Consider the following 20,830-nt stretch of genomic DNA (forward strand, 5'->3'; position numbering starts at 1 on the left):
GGGCTGGTGGTGTAACTCAGGGTGCCCTGGGCATGGGCGCCGTGACTGCGCACCGCCTGCAGGGCCGCCTTCATATTGCGCGGGTCGTTCATGGCGTCGAAGACGCGGAACACGTCCATGCCGTTTTTGACGGCACGCTCAGTGAAGCGCTCCACCACGTCATCGGCGTAGTGGCGGTAGCCGAGCAGATTCTGGCCGCGCAGCAGCATCTGCAGGGGGGTCTTCGGCATGGCCTTTTTGAGTTCGCGCAGGCGGACCCACGGGTCTTCGCCGAGAAAGCGGATGCAGGCGTCAAAGGTGGCGCCGCCCCAGCATTCGAGGGAGCCGTAGCCCACGTCGTCGAGCTGAGCGGCAATCGGCAGCATATCGTCAAGGCGCAGGCGGGTGGCGAACAGGGACTGGTGGGCGTCGCGCAGGACGACATCGGTAATGGCAACGGTCATGGATTCCTCCGTGAATTAAGGGTTAAGTCGGCGATGGTGGTGGATAGCGGCGGCAATCACCGGCTTTAAGCGGGCGAAGTCGTCCGCGGGCGCGGCGGCGGCAGGTGCCGCCTTCGGTACCGGGACCGGTTCGGGGAAGAAGCGGTTGACGGCGGCGGACATGCCGCGGATGGCGAAAATCAGCAGGAACAGAAACGCCAGCACGAATCCCATGCCGAGAAACATCAGGGTGAAGCCTTCACCCAGCAGTACAGTATTGTCAGTCATTGACTCTCCTCTTCGTGAAAGTGTGAAAGAAACCAGGTCAACATCAGCAAATCAGCGCTGCCGCCGGGGCTGAGGTTGCGGGAAATACAGAGATCGTCGAGCTGCTGTAATAAGGAGAGGTTCTCGGGCGAACGGATCCCTCCGACGTTGAGCAACTGCTGCGTCTGACGCTGTAGCCAGTGCAACCCTTTGATGCCGCCGCGTGAGGCGACGCAGGTATCGTCGTTGCGCGACATAATGAGCAGCAGGGTATTAAGCAGCGCCAGTTCTTCGCTCAGTCCCTCTCGGCGCAGCTGACGATAGCGGGGCAGAGCGTGGTCGATGACCAGCGGGTATCCCGCCTGCGCCTCGCCGCGCGCGCCGGTCAGGCCAAAGGTAATAAACAGTCGCTGCCCGGCGGTCAGCGGCGTCAGGCCGCGAAGCTCCACCAGCTCGCGTTCAACGATGCCGTGGCAAAATTTGGCAACGGTTGCCGCCAGTGCGTTGGGGGTGAGCGGTTGCCCCAAAGCCTCGTGGCGCCCCAGCGCTGCGCAAAACAGCCCGAGCGTAAAGATGGCGCCTTTATGTGTGTTGATACCTCCCGTTGCCTGCAACATTTTCGTCTCGCAGCGCAGGCCGATGGGCTTCAGGCGAGCCAGAACGCCGTGGGTATCGAGCGCTGCGCTGGCAATTCCCTCGTCGACAAACTGAGGGAGAATACGGGTGATAGCGTTGGCGCTACGCAGAAAATCAGGCAGCGCCATATCCTGATGAGCGCCGGTATTTCTGCCGTCAACCAGGCCGGGTTTAGGCGTCAGCCGGGCTTCCGTTTGCATCGCCCGGCAGGCCAGCCGGGCGTAATAGCGGCTGCGGTAAGCCTGCGGCAGTTTTTCCTGACGCGCGATGGGCGCGCCCCAGGATTCGAGAGGCATCGTTCGCATCATTAATCGCGAACCTGATAAACGACGTCGATCACCGAACCGTCCCGATAGCGCACTATGGCGATGGGTTTATCAGTGAAGGCGATCGGCTGCGGTTCGTCCGTCAGCTGGCGCGCGCGGTCGCACAACCATTCTACGGTGACGGTTTTCAGCCCGGCGGCCTGGAGACGCTTCGCCAGCTCGGGCCGCGCCGGATTGACCGCCACGCCGTGGTCGGTCACCAGCACATCCACGCTGGAGCCGGGGGTGATGCGGGTCAGTACCTTATCGACAACGGTCGGAATGCGTCCGCGCACCAGCGGAGCGACGATTATCGACAGCGCCGAGCCCACCGCCGTGTCGCAGTGTCCACCTGATGCTCCGCGCAGCACGCCGTCCGAGCCGGTCAGCACGTTAACGTTAAAGCCGGTGTCGATTTCCAGCGCGCTCAGCACCACCACGTCCAGTTTGTTAACCGACGCGCCTTTGGAGCTGAAGTTGGCGTATTCGTTGGCGCTGATTTCGATATGATTTGGGTTACGCGCCAGCGAGCGTGCGGCGACGCTATCAAACCCCTGTACGTCAAGCAGGCGACGGATGTAGCCCTCTTCATGCAGGCCAACGATGGTGGCGGTAATGCCGCCCAGCGCAAAATCGGCACGGATATTTTTGCGGCGCATTTTTTCGCCGAGGAAGCGGGTCACCGCCAGCGCCGCGCCGCCGGTACCGGTTTGCAGCGAGAAGCCTTCGCGGAAATATCCTGAAGCCTCAATCACCTGCGCGGCGTTCTGCGCAATTTGCAGCTCGCGCGGGTTGGAGGTCATGCGGGTCGCATCGGCACCAATTTTTTCTGCGTCACCCACGCATTCCACCTGAACCACCAGATCGACCTGATCCTGCCTGATACTCGCCGGGTGGTGCGGGTAGGGCAGGATATCTTCCGTCAGCAGGATCACCTGATCCGCGTGCTGCGCATCAACCATCGCATAGCCGAGCGAGCCGCAGGTGGCATTGCCGGTATAGCCGTTGGCGTTGCCCATGTCGTCGCAGGCCGGAACGCCGAGGAAGGCGACATCGATGTTCAGCTCACCGCTTTTCACCAGATGGGCGCGGCCGCCGTGGGAGTGAATTTGCACCGGGTTCGCCATCAGCCCGCGGGAAATCTCTTCCGCCAGCGGGCCGCGCAGCCCGGAGGTATAAACCTGGCTCACTACACCGTTGCGAATATGGCCGATCAGCGGCGCATGGCAGGCGCTCAGGGAGCTGGAGGCTAAAGTGAGATTTTTAAAACCCATTGCCGCCAGTTGGTCCATCACCAGATTCAGCGTCAGGTCGCCGCCGCGAAAGGCGTGATGGAAGGAGATGGTCATGCCGTCGCGCAGTCCGCTGCGGCGCACGGCCTCTTCCAGCGAGGCGCAGGTTTTGGCCCGACGCTGCTGGCGCTGGGTCTGTTTGTCGGTATCGGCAAATGGCATCAGTTCACCGATGATGTGGGATAAGTCTTGAGTGTGGTTCATGGCGGTATTACTCCTCACGGACGCCGGAAAGTTCAGCGCGGGACAGCACCAGGTGGGCGCGAGCGATAATCGGGCTGTCGATCATCTTGCCGTTGAGAGAGACGACGCCCAGGCCTTCGCGTTCAGCGGCCTCTGCCGCTTCAACCACGCGCTTAGCGTGATCGACATCTTTTTGCGTCGGGGCGTAGAGGTTATGCAGCAAGGTAATTTGCCGCGGATTGACCAGCGATTTGCCGTCAAAGCCGAGCTGTTTGATATGCGCGGCTTCGTGCAGGAAGCCCTCTTCGTTGTTGGCGTCGCTGTAGACGGTATCAAACGCCTGGATCCCCGCCGCGCGCGCCGCCTGCAGGATGGTACAGCGGGCAAACAGCAGCTCGATGCCGTCAGCGGAGCGTTCGGTACGGATATCGCGCACGTAATCTTCCGCGCCCAGCGCGATGCCGATTAAGCGCGGCGAGGCCAGGGCGATAGCCGGAGCCTGCAGGATGCCTTTTGCCGATTCAATCGCCGCCAGCATGCCGGTGCTGCCGGGCTTGCGTCCGCATTCCAGTTCGATGCGGGCAATCTCTTTTTCCATCGCAATAACATCATCTGCGGTGTCGGTTTTCGGCAGGCGGACGATATCGACCCCGGCGCGCACCACGGCTTCCAGGTCATCGATGCCCCATTGCGAATCCAGGGCGTTGACGCGAACGATGGTTTCGATATCGCGATAAAGCGGGTGCTGAAGAGCGTGGTAAACCAGGCGGCGGGCGGCGTCTTTTTCGCGAACGGCCACGGCGTCTTCCAGGTCGAACATCAGTGCATCAGCGGGATAGATAAACGCGTTACTCAGCATGGCGGCATTCGCGCCGGGGACGAACAGCATGCTGCGGCGCAGGCGGTTTTTACGTTCTGGCGTCATTATTTTTCTCCCCAGGCGGTAGTCAGCGCGCCAGCGCGCATCAGAGCGGTTTCCAGACGCGCGCGCAGCACGCAGTCCAGCGCACCTTTGTCGTCAACAATCACGACGACGCCGCGAATCATATGCTGCTGCAAGACGGCATTCAGGGTGGCGCGAATGGCGTCGCCAAACTGTTTTTGTACCGAACTGGTGATTTCAATTTCCGGCGGTAGCTCGGGAGCCAGCGGTTCGATGCGGATCAATGCATCGCTGGACTCCAGAGTCCCGGCCACGGCGGGGACAATCTGTTTCATAATGCTCCTGTGGGGGTCTTGATCGTGTTCGCCAGAGCAGTGTTCTGCTGGCGTTTCAGATAACGTAGGGTGGTGTCAGGTACCAACGGGGCGACCTCGGTTAAACGATTCTGCTGTAGCAGGCGGCGGACCCGGGAGGCGGAAACGGGCGTGCCTTGCCATTGCAGCCGCGAGATCTCAACAAGTTCCAGCGGCGCGAAAGGCAGTTCTGATGTGCTTAACCAATGGCGCATATCCTGGTTATAGCGGGCGGTAATCGGGCAGAACGGTTCGTTCCCGACAATGCGGTGCGTGATACCCAATACCGGGGCGATATATTGACGAAAAAGCGTGATGTCGATTTGCGTGTAACAGCGTTCGACGAGCGCCTGCTCTTTCAGGAAATAGGCCGGAAAAGTGGCGCGTGAAATCATATATTGCGAGCCGGGATGCACCGTCAGTTTCGCGATACCCTGCGTTGCGTCACGTACCAGCGCGAGGCGGTCGGCAAACGGAAACTGGGCGGCATCTTCATTGACCAGAAACAGGTGTAGCCAGTCAAAATGGGTCGAGGCATAGCGAATAAGGTGCAGATGGCCGTTGGTGAACGGATTGGCGTTCATCACGATGGCGGCAATGCGCTTGCCGGGATTACGCCATTGCGCCAGTTGTTGTAAATAACGTGTCAGGTGCGAGCCGCTATTTTCCATTAACACCATGCAGTCAGGAATAGAAACCAGCGTGGTGAAACCGCAATGGCGAAATAGATGCTCGTTATGGCTACGGGTATAAACGAATAATGTGCTGTTGCCGCCCTCTATGGCGATATTAATCAGTTCGGTGACCAGCTTGAGCAATACGCCCTGGCCGCGGAGCTGCGGGGAAATAGCGACGCATTTAATGATTTCGCCATCTACCCCGCCGCAGGCGACGATATTCCCCTGCTGGCGAAGTACCACAAAATTGGCAATATGAGGATCGATATCCAGATTATTAGCCTGAAGAAAATGAGCCACTTCGGCTATTTTAGTAGCGTGCTTGTGGTTCACTCTGCTCATTATCGTGGTGGCGTCCATTATCGACCCTCTTTTGCCTTAATTAAAAAAATATCATCATGATGGCGACGCTGATAAGCGCGAAAATGACGCACATCGGCACCGCTTTAAATAAAAGCGTGGGAAACAGTTCATTACGCTCCTTGTCCTCTGAGCACGAACCCAGCAGCAAACTACCGCCAGAAGAGAACGGTGATATTGCCGTTGCCTGTGCGCCAATAACCGTGGCAGTAAATAGCACCATGGCGTTAATACCGGTGGAGGCCGCAATTGACGGAATAATCGGGAATAGGGCCGGACAGACGACGCCGAGGGTACTGCTGAAGAATGACATCATGCCGCCGATAATCGCCAGTGCGAAGGGAACAACGGTCGCAGGCAGGCTTGAGCCTACCCAGCTCGCCAGCATATCGATGGTCCCGGCTTTGATGGCGATCTGAATCAGCATCCCGACGCCGCAGATCATGATCAGCGTGTTCCATGGCACCAGGGCAATGGCTTTTTTCTCATCGCCAAGCTTGAGGAACAGAGAGATAACGGCAAACACAATCGAGACCAGGCCAACATCGACTCTGGCATTGATAAATTTGATGTTAGCGGAGTCCGGCATGATGAGATGCATTACCGGGAACGCCAGAACCACCACCAGCATGGCAAAGATAAGCAGCAGGTTTAGTTTTTGTTTGCTATCGAACGCGTCCGGTTTTTCAACCTGCAATGAGCCGGTAACGCCATTATTTCCCCGGTTAGTCAGGAAGATTAACAGTAAGATAATAACTATCGGCAAGAGGAAAGAAACCAGAAAAATAGAGGACGCGTAGATAAAGGAGTTTGCGTTATAGCCTGCGCTATCGATAAGTCCGCGAAATACGACACCGCTGGCGCTGGTCATAAAATTCGCCCCGCCCAGGGCGCCATAGTTGACGGCGACGGCAGCAACCAGCTTATTCATCCCCGTTTTGCGGCACAAAAGCAGCGTCAACGGCGCGAAAAAGGCGAGAACGGTAAAGAAACCCGCCCCCAGGCTGGCGACAAAAGTAGCAGCAAAGTAAATGACCAATGGCAAAAATTTAGGGAAGTGGCGGCATAAATAAAGTAAATACATTGCCAGCTTTTCTAATGTGCCATTAATTAACGCAAAGTTATAAAAAAGTGAAACGGCAAAAATAACAAAGAAAATACTGATTGGCCATGTTTTGATAACTTCCCCGGCCTTCATATCCAGCAGGAAACAACCTATAAGGTAGGCGAATGCAATGGCGAATAAACCGGTGTTTATCTTTGTCCTGTAGCCTAATGCAATCGAGATAACAATAGAGAGTATTACTATCATGCTGATGTTCATGATAAGTCCTTTTACCGTGTTATCGGCAACGGGTAATAGCCGAATAACGGGTCTGATATCGGTTTTTATTCATATATTTTGTGAATGACAGCAATGCGCACAGTTTTATTCAAAATATATGTTATTGTAATGATATGTGTTGTATTGCTTTTGGGTTAATACTTACCCATTAATTAACTCTGTAGCGCTCAGGCCAAAGATGTTATCGCGTTGAATATTAGTTAATTCCCAGTTATAGATTTCTTCTATTGCTTTCGTATAGGTCATACTGTCTTCGTAGCGCGTATGCGGCCAATCGCTGCCCCATAATAAGCGTTCAGGACCAAAGTGTTTTAATAGTAGTGGAACTAGCATTTTCGTATTGTCTGTCGGCTTTTCCTCACTACCGTTTCGATAACTGGCGGAGATTTTTACCCATATTTTACCGGTTTCCGCATGCTTAAGAAGATAAACAAACCCCGGATCTTGCTCTTTTTGCACAGGCAGGCCAAAGTGGTCAATAACAATTTTTACGTCGGCGGCGAGCAGTACGCCAAGCAGAGGGACTAAATCCGCAATCGGGCGATGAAGTTCAATATGCCAGCCAAGCGCTTTAATATTGCGCAGATGCTGCTGCCAGACCGGTGCCGTTAAATCCGGCAGATCCTGACCAATAAGATTCAAACGTACACCGATAATGCCCTGTTGTTTTAGCGCTTCCATCGCGCTTAATGGCGTATTCGGATCGATAACCGCAACGCCATAAAAACGGTCCGGCGACTGGCGAATCGCTTCCAGCATATAGCTATTATCAGTACCCAGAAAACTGGGCTGGATCAGGATCGCCTTATCGACATGATGGCGATCGAGTTGAGCAAGGTATTGCGCCGGAGTCGCATCATACTCTGGCACATAGCGACAATGCTCTGCCAGCGGCAAACCGGTGGTAAAAACATGAGCATGAGTATCAAAATGCATCTAAATTTTATCCTTTTTCAGTGAGATAACGATAAAATGATTGTCACTGGCCCTGTGCAGAGCCAGAATGTCCAACCTTATGTTGAATAGTTGACTACTCAACTTTAAGTTGACTATACAACCTGGCAAAAAGAGATACTCCAACATGGCTCACGTTTTACCGATCTACGTGCAGATCCAGGAACAGCTTCGCAGCGGCATTAAGCGGGGTGATTATCCGCCTGGCCACAAGCTGCCGTCTGAGAATGAACTGGCCCAACAGTTTTCCACCACCCGCGCCACCGTGGTTCATGCTATGCACGGCTTATTAAGCGAAGGGCTTATTGAGCGCGTGCGCGGCAAAGGAACGTTCGTCAAAACCGTGCCGATTGTCACCCGCGTCAGAAAACAAGAACTTGGCTTTTTTGAGAAAGACTTGCAGGAAAGTAATCTTTCTATTCAGTACCAGGTTTTCTTCTTTGGCGAAGTCCCGTCAACCCCGGCTTTACTGGCGCATTTACAGCTTAATCCCGGCGCGAAAATATACCGTCTCGTCCGTTTACGCCTGATCGACGGAAAACCGCTGGCGGTCGAAATTCGCTATCTTGATGCCGAAATAGCGGCCAATATTGCCGTTGCTTCGCTGGAAACGTTGGCGTTACAGACGCTATTTGAACAACAACTGGGCATTATTATTCATACCATTCATAACCAGGTTCGCGTTGCTCTGCCGGGGCAAGAAGTGGCAAAATTTCTGGATATTAAACGCAGCCGACCGGTGATGGTGCGTCAACATACTTGCCTGGCAGGCGATGACAAACTGATCCTGTGGGGCGAAACCTGGTATCGCGAAGAATATGAATTCCAGTACAGCACCTATCGGGATAAATAATGTTCTGACTTGCAACGCAGGGTGCCATAATTAAGTTAATAAAACCAATGCCTTTAATAAGGCTATTAATAAAAGAACTGCATTAATTGTTGTTTAAGATTCAGCTCAGGTGATGATTTGCTCGGATCATAAACGTGCATTTATGATCCGAGCGGGGGGAATCATTTAGCCGTGGGTTTGAAAAATCACTTCAGCGGCTTTCTGCGCATAGCTATCAAGACGATCGAATTGCAGATAATGATAAACGCGCTTATCTATCTTTTCTGCGAGGGCAAAATACTCTTCCGGCTGTGGAAGTTTACCGAGCCGTGCGGTAACCGCCGCCAGCTCCGCCGAGGCCAGGTAGACGTTGGCTCCGGCCCCGAGACGGTTGGGGAAGTTGCGCGTGGAGGTGGAAACCACCGTCGCGCCATCCGCTACTCGCGCCTGATTCCCCATGCACAGCGAGCAGCCGGGGATTTCAATACGCGCCCCGCGCTGGCCGAATACGCTGAACCAGCCCTCATCTTTTAGCGTGTTGGCGTCCATCTTCGTGGGCGGCGTGATCCACAGACGTACCGGAAGCTGACCTTTGTGGGCGCTGAACACTTCGCCGACCGCGCGGAAGTGGCCAATATTGGTCATGCAGGAACCGATAAACACCTCATCTATAGGATGGCCCGCGACGGCGGATAGCGGCCTGACATCATCCGGGTCGTTCGGCGCGCACAGCAGCGGTTCGCGGATCTCGTTGAGATCGATATCGATCGTCGCGGCGTATTCCGCGTCGGCATCGGCTGCCAGCAACTGCGGATCGGCCAACCAGTTTTCCATCGCCAGAATACGGCGCTCCAGCGTCTCGCGATCGCCATAGCCTTCGGCGATCAGCCACTTCAGCAGCACAATATTGCCTTTGATACCGTCGATAACCGGCGCGCTATTGAGCTTTATGGTGCATCCTGCCGCCGAGCGCTCGGCGGTGGCGGCGGTGAGTTCAAATGCCTGTTCGACGCTGAGATCCGCCAGCCCTTCGATTTCCAGGATGCGTCCGGAGAAGATGTTTTTCTTGTCCTTCTTCTCGACGGTCAGCAGACCCTGCTTGCTGGCGTAGTACGGAATCGCGTGGACCAGATCGCGCAAGGTGATGCCGGGGCGCATGTTGCCGTGGAAGCGCACGCGTACCGATTCCGGCATATCCAGCGGCATGACGCCGGTGGCGGCGGCGAAAGCTACCAGACCGGAGCCTGCCGGCAGGGATAAACCGATCGGGAAGCGGGTATGGGAGTCGCCGCCGGTTCCGACGGTATCCGGTAGTACCATGCGGTTGAGCCATGAATGGATCACGCCATCGCCTGGGCGTAGCGACACGCCGCCGCGTTCGCGCATAAAGTCCGCCAGGGTCTGGTGCGTCTGGACATCCACCTGCTTTGGATAGGCGGCGGTGTGGCAGAAAGACTGCATCACCAGATCGGTGGAAAAGCGCAGACAGGCAAGGTCCTTAAGCTCGTCGCGGGTCATCGGCCCGCTGGTATCGGGCGATCCGATGGAGGTGATTTTCGGTTCGCAGTAGGTTCCTGGGCGAATTCCTGCCACGCCGCAGGCACGGCCAACGATCTTTTGCGCCAGCGAGAAGCCGCGTGAACTCTCCTGCTCCGCATGGGCCTGGCGGAAAACATCGCTTTGCGGCAGGTTAAGCGCCTGGCGGGCTTTGGCCGTTAACGCGCGGCCGATAATCAGCGGAATACGCCCTCCGGCGCGGGCTTCATCAAGCAGCACGTCCGTTTTCAGCGTGAAGTTCGCTAACAGCACATCATTGTCGTGACGACGTATCTCGCCCTGCCAGGGATATACGTCGATGACGTCGCCCATATTCAACTGGCTGACATCCGCTTCAATCGGCAGCGCGCCGGAGTCCTCCATGGTGTTGAAGAAAATCGGCGCAATTTTGCCGCCGATAACCATACCGCCGCCGCGTTTGTTCGGTACGTATGGGATATCTTCTCCCATAAACCACAGTACCGAGTTGGCGGCGGATTTACGTGAAGAACCTGTGCCGACCGTATCGCCGACGTAAACCAGCGGAAAACCCTGTTCTTTGAGCTGGGCGATTTTTTGCAGCGGGCCGATAACGCCAGGTTGGTCCGGCTCAATGCCTTCGTGCGGGTTTTTCAGCATGGTGAGCGCGTGCAGCGGAATATCCGGGCGCGACCAGACGTCCTGCGCCGGTGAGAGGTCATCGGTATTGGTTTCGCCCGGCACTTTAAAGACGCTAACCGTGATTTTTTCGGCAACGGCAGGGCGTTTTAAGAACCATTCTGCATCGGCCCAGGCGCGCATGACCTGCTGAGCATGGCGGTTGCCCGCGGCGGCTTTGGTTTCCACGAGCTGGAAGTTATCAAATATCAGCAAGGTGTAGGAGAGGGCGGCGACGGCGGCAGAGGCTAATTCGGGGTTATCTAATGCGGCGATCAGCGGCGGAATATTGTAGCCGCCGAGCATGGTGCCCAGCAGGGTAATCGCCTGCTCTTTGCCGATAAGCGGCGAAACGGCTTTGCCCTCGGCAAGCGCCGTCAGAAAATCGGCTTTCACTTTCGCGGCATCATCGACGCCGGGCGGGACGCGATTAACAAAAAGGTCGTATAAAAACGCCTCTTCGCCGACGGGAGGGTGTTGCAGCAGCTCGGTGAGTTTTTGTACCTGCCCGGCATCCAGCGGTTTGGCGACAAGCCCTTCTGCGGCGCGGGCAGACTGATGTTGGCGGTATTCTTCCAGCACGATCGTCATCCTTTTATCTTGGGTGATAAGCCCGGCGAAAGCGGTTTCGCCGGGACTTTGGTGTGCCTTAAGCCTGTCTGGCTAAGGTTTCCAGCAGGTAGTCGGTGAATTCCGCCGCGCTGGCGTCTTTGGTGTAGGTGGTGACGACTTTTTTGCGTTCGGTGACGGTGCACTGGAGCAACGCTTTGCTGAGCTGGCGGCTCTTCTCGCCGTAGCCGATGTGCGCCAGCAGCATGCCGACGGCGCGGATCAGGCTGCACGGATCGGCATACTCGCCGCGTCCTTCGCTGACCAGACCCGGCGCGGTGCCGTGGATCGCTTCGAACATCGCATAGCGGCTACCAATGTTAGCCGAAGAGGCCGTGCCCAGCCCGCCCTGAAGCTCGGCGGCGATGTCGGTGACGATGTCGCCGTACAGGTTCGGCAGGACGAAAACCTGAAGCCCTTTGCAGAAGGCCTCATCGCCCATGCGTGCGCACATGGCATCGACCAGACGATCCTGCACTTCGATATCAGGGTAATGTTCTGCGCCGACTTTGCGTACGCCCTGCAGGAAGTTGCCGTCCGCCAGCTTAACGATATTGGACTTGGTGATCACCGTGACGTTGGTTTTGCCGTTCTTCCTGGCAAACTCGAACGCCTGACGGGCGATACGCTCGGTGCCCGGCGTGGTCTGGACTTTGAAGTCCACGGCCAGATCGTCAGTCACCTGGATGCCTTTGTTGCCCCAGATATACTCGCCTTCAATGTTTTCGCGGAAGAACGTCCAGTCGATATTTTTCTCCGGGATCGAGACCGGGCGTACCGCGGCAAACAGATCCAGCGAGCGGCGCAGCAGGCTATTCGCGCTGACCATGTTCGGCCACTCTTCGCCCGGACGCGGGGTCACCATTGGGCCTTTCAGCAGCACGTCGCACTGTTTAACCTGCTCCAGCACGTTATCAGGCAGGCTCTGGCCCAGGCGCGCGCGGTCTTCGATGGTCATGCCGCTGACCGGACGCAGCTCCAGTTTACCGGCGGCGATTTCATCTTTTGCCAGAAATTCCAGTACCCGCAACGCCTGTTTCATAATGATCGGACCGATGCCGTCGCCGGGCAGGATCCCGACGACGATACGTTCCAGCTGCGAAAAGTCTTTCGCTTCCCCAGCCTGCTTCATCGCTTCAATGCGCGCCAGTTCTGAGGTAATTAACTCGGCGAATTTTGCCTGAGCTTCTTCGATAAACGTCATAACAACTCCATAGATTTACTGATTGTTGCGAGCTTTGTTGTAGTTAATCAGGCAGCCTGCCTTAATAATTTCCCGTTCATCTTTGGTGACCGGCGCCATCGTCAGCTCAATCTCCTGCACCTGGCCGTCCTGGCGAATAACGAAGGCCTGGAAGGTGCGCGAGTCGGCATCCAGCGCGGCGCGAATGCCGGGAACGAAAATAGCGTCACCCACGTCAAAGGTCGGTTCACCTACCATCTGGAACGGCAGCATTCCCCAGTTGATGACGTTTGAGCGGTAGCGTTTGGTGGCGTATTCCTCGGCGATGTTCGCCAGGCCGCCCAGCACGCGCTGGCAGCTTGCCGCTTGTTCGCGGGCGGAGCCGTCGCCGGGCTTCACGGCGTAAATCATGCTGCCGATCTCTACGTCCAGCGGTTTAATCTCCGCGAATCCTGGAATGGACTGGATTTGGGCGAACACCGGCTGTAGCTCTTCGGGGATTTTTCCCTGCGCACGGGTTCTCTCCAGCGCATGGACCACCTTGCTGCGGCTGACGTATTGCGGGTCGCGGCGGGACAGGGTGAATTCGGCCAGCCCCAGCGGGTTGGAACGGTAGGATGAGGTTTCACCGGATGGGATCAGTTCATCGGTGGTGGTTACCGGGTCCATGATGCGCGAGACAACCTTTAACAGAATGTTGTCGTGAAGCTGCTCCATTTCCGGCCAGTCTTTGATGTTCGGGCCGTAAACCAGTTCGGCATCGTTGAGCTTCTGGTGGGTGCCGATGTAGACGCGGCTGTGGTACGGGGTCGGATCGAAGTCGTATTCCGGGACTTCAACCGGCGGTAAATCGGTGGATGGCGTAAGCAGGCCGCCGTTTGCCGCCGTGGCGGCGATTGAGCGGGCGTCCATCAGCGCGACGGCGGACATCTGGCCTACGCCCGGCTTGGAGCCTTCGCGGTTCGGGAAGTTACGCGTGGTGTGGCGGATACTCAGCCCGTCGTGGCAAGGGGTGTCGCCCGCGCCGAAGCAAGGGCCGCAGAAGGCGGTACGGATAATCGCGCCTGCCGCCATCAGATCGGCAATCACGCCTTTCTTCACCAGATCCATAAACACCGGCTGGGAAGAAGGGTAGACCGCCAGCGAGAAGGCATCGTTGCCGCAGCTCTTACCGCGCAGCATCTGCGCCGCAGCATAGACGTTGGAGTAGTTGCCGCCCGCGCAGCCGGCGATGATGCCTTGTTGAACCCGCAGTTTGCCGTTTTCCACATGTTTTAACAGCGAGAACGGGATCTGCTCCCCGGCGATGTGTTTGGCTTCTTGATCGACGCTGTGCAGGATGTCGGTCAGGTTGTCGTTCAGCGCGTCAATGGTGTAGACGTTGCTCGGGTGGAACGGCAGGGCGATCATCGGTTTGATGGCGCTTAAATCGACATGTACGCAGCCGTCATAGTATGCAACATCGGCCGGATCCAGGCGCTGATAGGCTTCCGGGCGGCCATGCTTCGCCAGGAAGCAGTGGGTGTCGGCATCGGTACGCCAGATGGAGCTGAGGCAGGTGGTTTCCGTGGTCATCACGTCGATGCCGTTACGATAATCGGTATCCATGGTGGAGACGCCCGGTCCGACGAACTCCATCACTTTGTTTTTCACGTAGCCTTTCTCGAAGACCGCGCCGATGATCGCCAGCGCCACGTCGTGCGGCCCGATGCCCGGCTGCGGTTTGCCAGTCAGATGAATCGCGATGACGCCCGGATAAGCCACGTCATAGGTGTCGTTAAGCAATTGCTTGACCAGCTCGCCGCCACCTTCGCCGATCGCCATCGTTCCCAGCGCGCCGTAGCGGGTATGGCTGTCGGAACCGAGGATCATCTTGCCGCCGCCGGCCATCATTTCGCGCATATACTGGTGGATAACCGCCAGATGCGGGGGAACGTAGGTGCCGCCATATTTTTTCGCCGCTGACAGGCCGAACATATGGTCATCGCTGTTAATGGTGCCGCCGACGGCGCACAGCGAGTTATGGCAGTTGGTCAGCACATAAGGGATCGGGAAGTAGGTCATGCCGGACGCTTTTGCCGTCTGCACAATGCCGACAAAGGTGATGTCGTGGGAGGTGAGGGCATCAAACTTCAGCTTGAGCTGTGACATATCGCCGGAGGTGTTGTGCGCGTTGAGGATTGACCATGAGATGGTGCCTTTTTGCGCTTCGGCTTTGTTCAGAGATGCCGGGGCGTTTTTCTCTTCAACCACTTCGGTGCCGTTCAGCAGGTAAACCCCGCCATCGGAAAGCTTGATCATAATTGTTCCTTTTATAATTTGGTTAATTCGCTCACGTTGCGGCTGGATTTAGTCGCGGATGTACACCATGCCGTCCATAATTCTGCGGGCCGTTCTCTGTACGGCGACGCCGGGCACGTCCGTGCTATCGCCGTTTTGCACCAGCGACGGATACATTTTCATGACTCCGCTGGGGTGCCCGATGCGTACGCCCTGGTTCCAGTCGTCGACGGTGACGATGCGCTGCACCAGGCTGCCGGGAAGAAACGCCGCCACGCTAATGGCGCTGGCGGAGGTGAGAGGGCAGGCTTTGTGGCATTTGAAAACGGAAATCACGCGGGCGCATAAATCCATTTCCTGCTGCTGGGTTGGCTGGCCGGAAATATCCGCATAGCTTGTCGGCGTGGTGACCATACCGACTTTAGGCACCGCCGGGCTGTTGTCGCGCGCGTCGTCGAGATCTTGGGCGAAGCCCATCAGGCAGGCCGCAGTACCGCGAATTTTTTCCAGCAGGTCGCTGACGGCCTGATTCTGGTTGATGTCATCCGGCAATTCGCTGCCCGTCAGGCCGATATCTTCCGCGCGCACCAGCACCATCGGGTTGCTGATGTCGAGGATCGTGGCTTCAATGTCGCCGTGGCCGGGGATAGATAAAACATCGAGAGTATTGCCGGTTGGCAGCAACGTGCCGGTTTTCGAACCGGCTGGATTGAGGAAATTGACTTTCAGTTCTGCGCAGGTGCCGTCAACGCCGGCAATCTGGCAATCGCCGTCCAGCGCGAAGGTGTTGTTTTCGCACGGCACGGTGATATCAATGCGTTTTCCGGTATTGTGGTTGAGCATTCTGACCGTGGCGATGGGCTCAACGGCCGGGATCAGACCTTCTTCAATCGCGTAGGGGCCGACCGCAGCGGTCATATTGCCGCAGTTGGATTTGTAGTCGACCTGGCTTTTGCCAACGATAACCTGGCCGACAAGGTACTCCACATCCACGTCAGGCAGTTCGCTTTTCCAGACGATGACGATTTTATTATTGGAGGAAACCGTACCGCCCATACCGTCAATTTGTTTCGGGTCGGGGTCGCCCATCGCCTGTAGAAAGATATGATCCCACTGGCCGCGATCGGCAGGCAGATCGTCTTTTAAAAACATGCAGCCTTTACTGGTGCCGCCGCGCATAAAGACCGTTCTGAATTTTCTCATAGGGGTTCCTGAGGGGCTAAATTTTAATCATCCAATTGAGACTCCTTGATAAAGGCAAAATGTTGGCATTTCCTTATGCCAACATGGTGATTTTTGCGCCGGTTTGACCGTCGTTACTTCGCGTTCTTACTGGCGACGTGGCGCAGCTGGCCGCCGTCGATCACGATTTCGATTTCTCGCGGCGTGAGGTCGACTTTGAGCGAAACTTCGCGGTTTTTGGTCACGTTTTTCAGCAGCACACAGCGCTGGCGCAGCCCTTCATGGAAGTTTTCGATACGCAGTTCGTCAAAGGTCTCGAAACAGGCGTAATCTTCCGGGTTAGCGAAGATCAGCGGCACCACGCCGTGGTTGACGAGGTTGTTTTTGTGGATACGCGCCATCGATTTGGCAATGACCGCTTTGACGCCCAGGTACATCGGCGCGATGGCCGCATGTTCGCGGCTGGAGCCCTGACCGTAGTTTTCGCCGCCGATGATGATGCTTTTGTCCAGCTCTTTGCAGCGATCGTGGAACTCTGGATCGATGCGGCCATAGCAATATTTGCTGATCTCCGGGATGTTGGATCGCAGGGCGGAGAACTGCGCGTTGGCAGGGGTAATATCGTCGGTGGTGATGTTATCGTCGCGCACCGCAGAAACCTGAATGGTCAGCGTATCCGGCAGCGGTTCGTTGATCGGCATCGGTTTGATGTTCGGTCCGCGGATCACTTCGACTTCTTCACCGTTTTCTGCCGGGGCCAGGATCAGCCGATCGTCGATGATATAGTCATGCGGTTCGACAATATCGTTGAGCACCGCGACATCAACCACATCGCGCGGGTCGGAAATGTAGCCGGTAATGGCCGATGCGGCGGCGACTTCCGGGCTGGACAGGTATAGCTTCGCGTTCAAATGACCGCCGCGGCCTTTGAAGTTACGGTTAGAGGTGCGCAGAGAAACGCCATCGGTGGAAGGCGCCTGGCCAATACCGCAGCAGGCGCCGCAGCCGCAGTCGATAACGCGCGCGCCCGCAGCAATGAGTTTGCCGATGATGCCGTCGCGTAACAGCATCTGATAAAGCTGGCGGCTACCCGGCGCGACGACAAAGCTCACTTCCGGGTGAGTAAAGCGGCCTTCCATAATCGCCGCCGCTTTGGCGAAATCGGTATAGGAGGCGTTGGTGCAGCTGCCGAGGAATACCTGGTTGATTTTCACGTCGCGGCAGTTGCGCGCTTCGGTCACGTTATCCGGCATATCCGGCATCGCCACCAGCGGCTCCAGCGTGTTAAGGTCGATATCAATATAGTCGTCGTACTCGCAGCCTTCGTCCGGCTGTAATGAAATCCAGTCCTGCTCGCGGTTCTCTTTAATAAAGAACTCACGGGTCACTTCATCGCTGGGGAAAATAGAGGTGGTCGCGCCCATTTCCGCGCCCATATTGGTGATGGTTGAGCGGTCGCGGATGCTGATATGCTCCACGCCTTCGCCGGTATATTCGTAGACTTTGCCCAGTCCGCCTTTAACCGTTTCACGGCGCAGCATCTCCAGAATAATGTCTTTTGCCGAAACCCCCGGCTGCATACGACCGTGCAGGCGCACGTTAATCACTCGCGGCATTTTCAGCCAGGTCGGCTCGCCCGCCATCGCCAGCGCGACGTCCAGACCGCCTGCGCCCAGCGCCATTGCGCCAACCGCGCCGCCGGTTGGCGTGTGGCTATCGGAACCCAACAGCGTGATCCCCGGACGGCTAAAGCGTTCGAAGTGTACCGTGTGGCAAATGCCGTTTCCGGCTTTGGATAAATAAATGCCGTGTTTTTTGGCGACGGTCTGTAAATAAATATGGTCGTCCGGGTTTTTATTATCGGTATACAGCATATTGTGGTCGATATAGCTGACCGAACGCTCCGTTTTTACCTGTGGAATGCCCAGCGTTTCGAAGGCCAGATAGGCCGGGGTGCCGGTGACATCATGGGTTAAAGTATGATCGATGCGGATACTAATTTCTTCACCGGCAATCATTTCGCCGCTCAGCAAATGTTGAGCAATAATTTTCTGGGTAATATTCTGTTTCATTTTCTAATCCGTTAACAAAATAGAGCGTAAATACCGATAATCGCCATAACAAAACTCAGAATCATGGCGGCAAAAGCCCAGCCGAATAGCTCGATAAACATTTTGCTGGGGGTGTATTTCTGCTCTGCTTCTTTATTGGTGGCGACGCCGGACATAATGAGTGCGCCGGTGGTGGATACCGGGCTGACGCCGGAAACGGTACCGCCAACGACGACCATGGCGACCAGTTCAATAGCGGAAATATTCGCGCCTAAATGTTCGACGATACCCTGACAGGTCGGGATTAATGTCGGGAAAACCACGCCTAATCCAGAACTGAAAAAGGACATAATGGCGGCAGTAGTGACCATTACCGATGAAGCGGTGGTTTCATTCATTACCGTGGTTAAGGTTTTCGCCAGCAGCGAAATACCGCCGGACTCCATCACTACGTTCATTAACAGGCCGACGCCGCATACCAGAATTAAGACTGACCATGGAATGCCTTTGATCGCTGAGTTTTCATCGCCTGCACCCAAAGCGGAGAGCAGGGCGCCAATCACGAAAGCGGTTAAACCAACATTTAGAGAGAACACTACAGCGCAGAGGATTAATGCGACCAGTCCTGCTAAAGAGCACCAGTGAACGGTCGTAAATTTCGGCGTGACATTGTTCGTACTCCCTGCGGCATTGATATCCAGATCATCAAGGCGCCAGCCCCGATACCAGACGTAGCAAAGTATGGCCATCAGAACGGAGGTGATGAACAGGCACAGCCAGACCGGGAACAGTGATGGTGTAAGCTGCTGTTTCTCCATCAATTCCATGACCAGCACGCCTTCCGGCGTGATTTGCGTCATGCGTCCGCCAAATACGCCGCACTGGCCGATAATCGCCATCATGATCGGATTGAGCCGGGCCTGAAACGCGATAGGAATCGCAATAACCGGAACGATTGCCAGAACCGGAATGGCGCCAGGGCCCACGGCGCACAGCACAAAGCCGACGATATAAATAGCGACGGGCAGAAGATTGCGTTTATGTACTGAACCAACAATCTTTTTTGATAATATCTCCAGGGTTTTATTGTTATGCAGGATGCTGAATAAATAGGTCACCCCCAGCATCGTCAGAAATAAAGAAACGCTAAAACCTTTGAATAACTTTGCCGTTGGAATGTGGTAGGCCAGGCTTAAGATAAAAGCGAAGGCCACCATAATAATTCCCACATTGGTCTTCTTATAAAAACCAATGATAATGGCGATAAATATCGCTAACAGCGAAATAATCGCGAGATTAGGCATATTGACTCCCGATTACAGCGATTTAAACAGGATACAAACTGGGCTTTCCGTCTCAATAACGGGTTGTAATTGCGTCAGGCTGCCGGTGATATTATCGAAAGCATATTGGATAATGGTATCGCTATCTTCGTTAGCGACAAATAAACGATCGCCGTCATCATTAAACGTAATAAAACGCGGCGTCAGCCCCGGCACTTTCATGGTTTCTACACGGGTAAGATAGCCCGTCAGCGGATTAATACGGAAGATGGAGAGCGATTCGTGAATACGGGTCGATTCAATCACCCATTTTCCACTTTTATCAACCAGTACGGCGCTGGATTGCCCTTCGCCGGTATAGGTTTCCGGCAGTACCGGGATAATCTGCTGTGGTTCAATTTTCCCGCTATTTTGATCGAAGAAGAACCAGGTTACGGTATTGTCTTTTTCATTAACCAAATAGCAATATTGATTATTAGGATGGATCGCCATATGGCGTGGTTCAGAATACTCTCTGGCACGGAAGTAATCGGTTTCGATCAACGTACCATTTTCTGGGTTGAATTTAAGTACGCTGACGCCAGCGTAGCCGATAACACGGCCCTGCTGCGGCACGAAAAGATAGTTTTTTTCCTGATCCCAGATGCACTGATGCGCATGAGAGATGGTTTCATCGGTTTTACCAGGAAAACGCCAGACGGATACGACTTCGCCCAGGGCGCCATTTTCTTCCCGGCGGATGACGTAAACGGCACCACCTTGTAACGCTGCCACTAACAAATAGCGATTGGTTTTATCAGCGGTGATAAATACCGGATTTTTACCACCTTCAAGCGCTATTTTGTTAATATAAGTAAGTTTTCCATCCTCAGGGTTAATTGCGTAACTGGTCACTTCGGTATAATCACCGTGGACGGAATATAAGAAATTTTTCGTATTATCGAAGGTCAGATAGGATGGATTTTCCTGTTCTTTTAACGTCTGGATTTTCGTCCAGTCGCCGGTATTATCATCAATGTTCCATACGCTAAGCCCTTTCCCTCTGGCATTACGTAACGCCGTAGTTCTGCTTCCAACATAAGATACAGACATAAGTGTTCCTTTATTAAAGTAAGAATATTGTTCTCTTAATTCGTATTTTTTATTTGTTATGTGAATATACTTTCATGAGTAATTCTATAGTTGCTGCTATGGTGTCATTTTGGCGAGAGGGATATAAATCATTTTTTTGTGTCAATTGATAACCAATACGCATTAATAATATGTTCCGTATGTTGCCAGCTTTAACAAAATGGGGCCTGTCGGGCATGATTTATAACCAATGTGTTAATAAACGATGAATACTGGTGAGTATGGGATCGCATTCAGGTCATGAAAGGGGGGAAGATGATGCATCCGCCAGGCTAAAAATAATGAACTGCATCACAAAGCCAGTGGAGTAGCGCTTTTTTAGGTTTTGCCTTTATTACATTTCTGTGTTGGTTGGCAGAAATTAATCATAGTAATATTGTGGTAGATACGTATTATTTTATGTGCCTGA

At 54.9% G+C, this 20,830-nt stretch carries 16 protein-coding genes and 1 pseudogene; 1 reads left to right on the forward strand and 16 read right to left on the reverse strand.

Features of this window, described 5'->3' with window-relative positions:
* The 9 genes and pseudogenes from FN082_RS10960 to FN082_RS11000 form a co-directional block, all read right to left on the reverse strand.
* A pseudogene (locus tag FN082_RS10960) lies at positions 1–443 on the reverse strand (sodium-extruding oxaloacetate decarboxylase subunit alpha); the annotation flags it as partial.
* A 15-nt stretch (positions 444–458) separates the two neighbouring features.
* Positions 459–710 carry an oxaloacetate decarboxylase subunit gamma gene (locus FN082_RS10965; RefSeq protein WP_142981558.1) on the reverse strand — a complete coding sequence of 84 codons (252 nt, stop codon included), beginning with the start codon at positions 708–710 and terminating at the stop codon, positions 459–461.
* Positions 707–1,633, reverse strand: coding sequence for a triphosphoribosyl-dephospho-CoA synthase CitG (citG, locus tag FN082_RS10970; RefSeq protein ID WP_142981559.1), 927 nt, complete (start codon positions 1,631–1,633; stop codon positions 707–709). Before citG ends, FN082_RS10965 begins: the two co-directional genes overlap by 4 nt.
* Positions 1,633–3,084, reverse strand: coding sequence for a citrate lyase subunit alpha (gene citF / locus FN082_RS10975; protein ID WP_407929239.1), 1,452 nt, complete (start codon positions 3,082–3,084; stop codon positions 1,633–1,635). Before citF ends, citG begins: the two co-directional genes overlap by 1 nt.
* Before the next feature lie 49 nt (positions 3,085–3,133).
* On the reverse strand, positions 3,134–4,030 hold the full coding sequence (gene citE / locus FN082_RS10980) for a citrate (pro-3S)-lyase subunit beta (RefSeq protein ID WP_142463258.1): 897 nt from the start codon (positions 4,028–4,030) through the stop codon (positions 3,134–3,136).
* Entirely contained in the window at positions 4,030–4,323 is a 294-nt protein-coding gene (citD, locus tag FN082_RS10985) for a citrate lyase acyl carrier protein (protein ID WP_142463259.1), read from the reverse strand. Before citD ends, citE begins: the two co-directional genes overlap by 1 nt.
* Positions 4,320–5,378: a [citrate (pro-3S)-lyase] ligase gene (gene citC, locus FN082_RS10990; protein WP_142981560.1), complete on the reverse strand. Its 1,059-nt coding sequence runs from the start codon at positions 5,376–5,378 to the stop codon at positions 4,320–4,322. Before citC ends, citD begins: the two co-directional genes overlap by 4 nt.
* 22 nt (positions 5,379–5,400) lie before the next feature.
* Positions 5,401–6,702 carry an SLC13 family permease gene (locus tag FN082_RS10995; RefSeq protein ID WP_142981561.1) on the reverse strand — a complete coding sequence of 434 codons (1,302 nt, stop codon included), beginning with the start codon at positions 6,700–6,702 and terminating at the stop codon, positions 5,401–5,403.
* A 162-nt stretch (positions 6,703–6,864) separates the two neighbouring features.
* Positions 6,865–7,659, reverse strand: coding sequence for an amidohydrolase family protein (locus FN082_RS11000; RefSeq protein WP_142981562.1), 795 nt, complete (start codon positions 7,657–7,659; stop codon positions 6,865–6,867).
* 145 nt (positions 7,660–7,804) lie between these two features.
* Between FN082_RS11000 and FN082_RS11005 the strand changes: the two genes are divergently transcribed.
* Positions 7,805–8,530, forward strand: a complete 726-nt coding sequence (locus FN082_RS11005; protein ID WP_142463263.1) for a GntR family transcriptional regulator — start codon at positions 7,805–7,807, stop codon at positions 8,528–8,530.
* 165 nt (positions 8,531–8,695) lie between these two features.
* Here FN082_RS11005 and acnB read toward each other — a convergent pair whose 3' ends face one another.
* The 7 genes from acnB to FN082_RS11040 all read right to left on the reverse strand — a co-directional run bounded on the left by acnB (position 8,696) and on the right by FN082_RS11040 (position 20,382).
* Positions 8,696–11,284: a bifunctional aconitate hydratase 2/2-methylisocitrate dehydratase gene (gene acnB, locus FN082_RS11010; RefSeq protein WP_142981563.1), complete on the reverse strand. Its 2,589-nt coding sequence runs from the start codon at positions 11,282–11,284 to the stop codon at positions 8,696–8,698.
* Positions 11,285–11,351: 67 nt separating this feature from the next.
* Positions 11,352–12,515, reverse strand: coding sequence for an isocitrate/isopropylmalate family dehydrogenase (locus FN082_RS11015; RefSeq protein ID WP_142463264.1), 1,164 nt, complete (start codon positions 12,513–12,515; stop codon positions 11,352–11,354).
* A gap of 15 nt (positions 12,516–12,530) precedes the next feature.
* Complete coding sequence (locus FN082_RS11020) at positions 12,531–14,795, reverse strand: hydratase (RefSeq protein ID WP_142981564.1); 2,265 nt, start codon at positions 14,793–14,795, stop codon at positions 12,531–12,533.
* Between the two features lie 48 nt (positions 14,796–14,843).
* The gene (locus tag FN082_RS11025) at positions 14,844–15,977 is read right to left on the reverse strand and encodes a 2-methylaconitate cis-trans isomerase PrpF family protein (RefSeq protein ID WP_142981565.1); all 1,134 of its coding nucleotides are present in this window, start codon (positions 15,975–15,977) and stop codon (positions 14,844–14,846) included.
* A 113-nt stretch (positions 15,978–16,090) separates the two neighbouring features.
* Positions 16,091–18,028 carry an aconitate hydratase gene (locus FN082_RS11030; RefSeq protein ID WP_142981566.1) on the reverse strand — a complete coding sequence of 646 codons (1,938 nt, stop codon included), beginning with the start codon at positions 18,026–18,028 and terminating at the stop codon, positions 16,091–16,093.
* An 11-nt stretch (positions 18,029–18,039) separates the two neighbouring features.
* Positions 18,040–19,311, reverse strand: a complete 1,272-nt coding sequence (locus FN082_RS11035; RefSeq protein WP_142981567.1) for an SLC13 family permease — start codon at positions 19,309–19,311, stop codon at positions 18,040–18,042.
* Between the two features lie 12 nt (positions 19,312–19,323).
* Positions 19,324–20,382: a lactonase family protein gene (locus tag FN082_RS11040; protein WP_142981568.1), complete on the reverse strand. Its 1,059-nt coding sequence runs from the start codon at positions 20,380–20,382 to the stop codon at positions 19,324–19,326.
* Between the last annotated feature and the right edge of the window lie 448 nt (positions 20,383–20,830).

The sequence above is a fragment of the Klebsiella spallanzanii genome (genome assembly GCF_902158555.1).
Lineage (GTDB): Bacteria > Pseudomonadota > Gammaproteobacteria > Enterobacterales > Enterobacteriaceae > Klebsiella > Klebsiella spallanzanii.

What these genes read in the sequence shown, in the direction of transcription:
- citF (WP_407929239.1), bottom strand. Translation starts at nt 3,084, where the DNA reads ATGCCATTTGCCGATACCGACAAACAGACCCAGCGCCAGCAGCGTCGG.
- FN082_RS10965 (WP_142981558.1), bottom strand. Translation starts at nt 710, where the DNA reads ATGACTGACAATACTGTACTGCTGGGTGAAGGCTTCACCCTGATGTTT.
- citE (WP_142463258.1), bottom strand. Translation starts at nt 4,030, where the DNA reads ATGACGCCAGAACGTAAAAACCGCCTGCGCCGCAGCATGCTGTTCGTC.
- FN082_RS11015 (WP_142463264.1), bottom strand. Translation starts at nt 12,515, where the DNA reads ATGACGTTTATCGAAGAAGCTCAGGCAAAATTCGCCGAGTTAATTACC.
- FN082_RS11020 (WP_142981564.1), bottom strand. Translation starts at nt 14,795, where the DNA reads ATGATCAAGCTTTCCGATGGCGGGGTTTACCTGCTGAACGGCACCGAA.
- FN082_RS11040 (WP_142981568.1), bottom strand. Translation starts at nt 20,382, where the DNA reads ATGTCTGTATCTTATGTTGGAAGCAGAACTACGGCGTTACGTAATGCC.
- FN082_RS11000 (WP_142981562.1), bottom strand. Translation starts at nt 7,659, where the DNA reads ATGCATTTTGATACTCATGCTCATGTTTTTACCACCGGTTTGCCGCTG.
- FN082_RS11025 (WP_142981565.1), bottom strand. Translation starts at nt 15,977, where the DNA reads ATGAGAAAATTCAGAACGGTCTTTATGCGCGGCGGCACCAGTAAAGGC.
- citG (WP_142981559.1), bottom strand. Translation starts at nt 1,633, where the DNA reads ATGATGCGAACGATGCCTCTCGAATCCTGGGGCGCGCCCATCGCGCGT.
- FN082_RS11005 (WP_142463263.1), top strand. Translation starts at nt 7,805, where the DNA reads ATGGCTCACGTTTTACCGATCTACGTGCAGATCCAGGAACAGCTTCGC.
- FN082_RS10995 (WP_142981561.1), bottom strand. Translation starts at nt 6,702, where the DNA reads ATGAACATCAGCATGATAGTAATACTCTCTATTGTTATCTCGATTGCA.
- citD (WP_142463259.1), bottom strand. Translation starts at nt 4,323, where the DNA reads ATGAAACAGATTGTCCCCGCCGTGGCCGGGACTCTGGAGTCCAGCGAT.
- FN082_RS11030 (WP_142981566.1), bottom strand. Translation starts at nt 18,028, where the DNA reads ATGAAACAGAATATTACCCAGAAAATTATTGCTCAACATTTGCTGAGC.
- FN082_RS11035 (WP_142981567.1), bottom strand. Translation starts at nt 19,311, where the DNA reads ATGCCTAATCTCGCGATTATTTCGCTGTTAGCGATATTTATCGCCATT.
- citC (WP_142981560.1), bottom strand. Translation starts at nt 5,378, where the DNA reads ATGGACGCCACCACGATAATGAGCAGAGTGAACCACAAGCACGCTACT.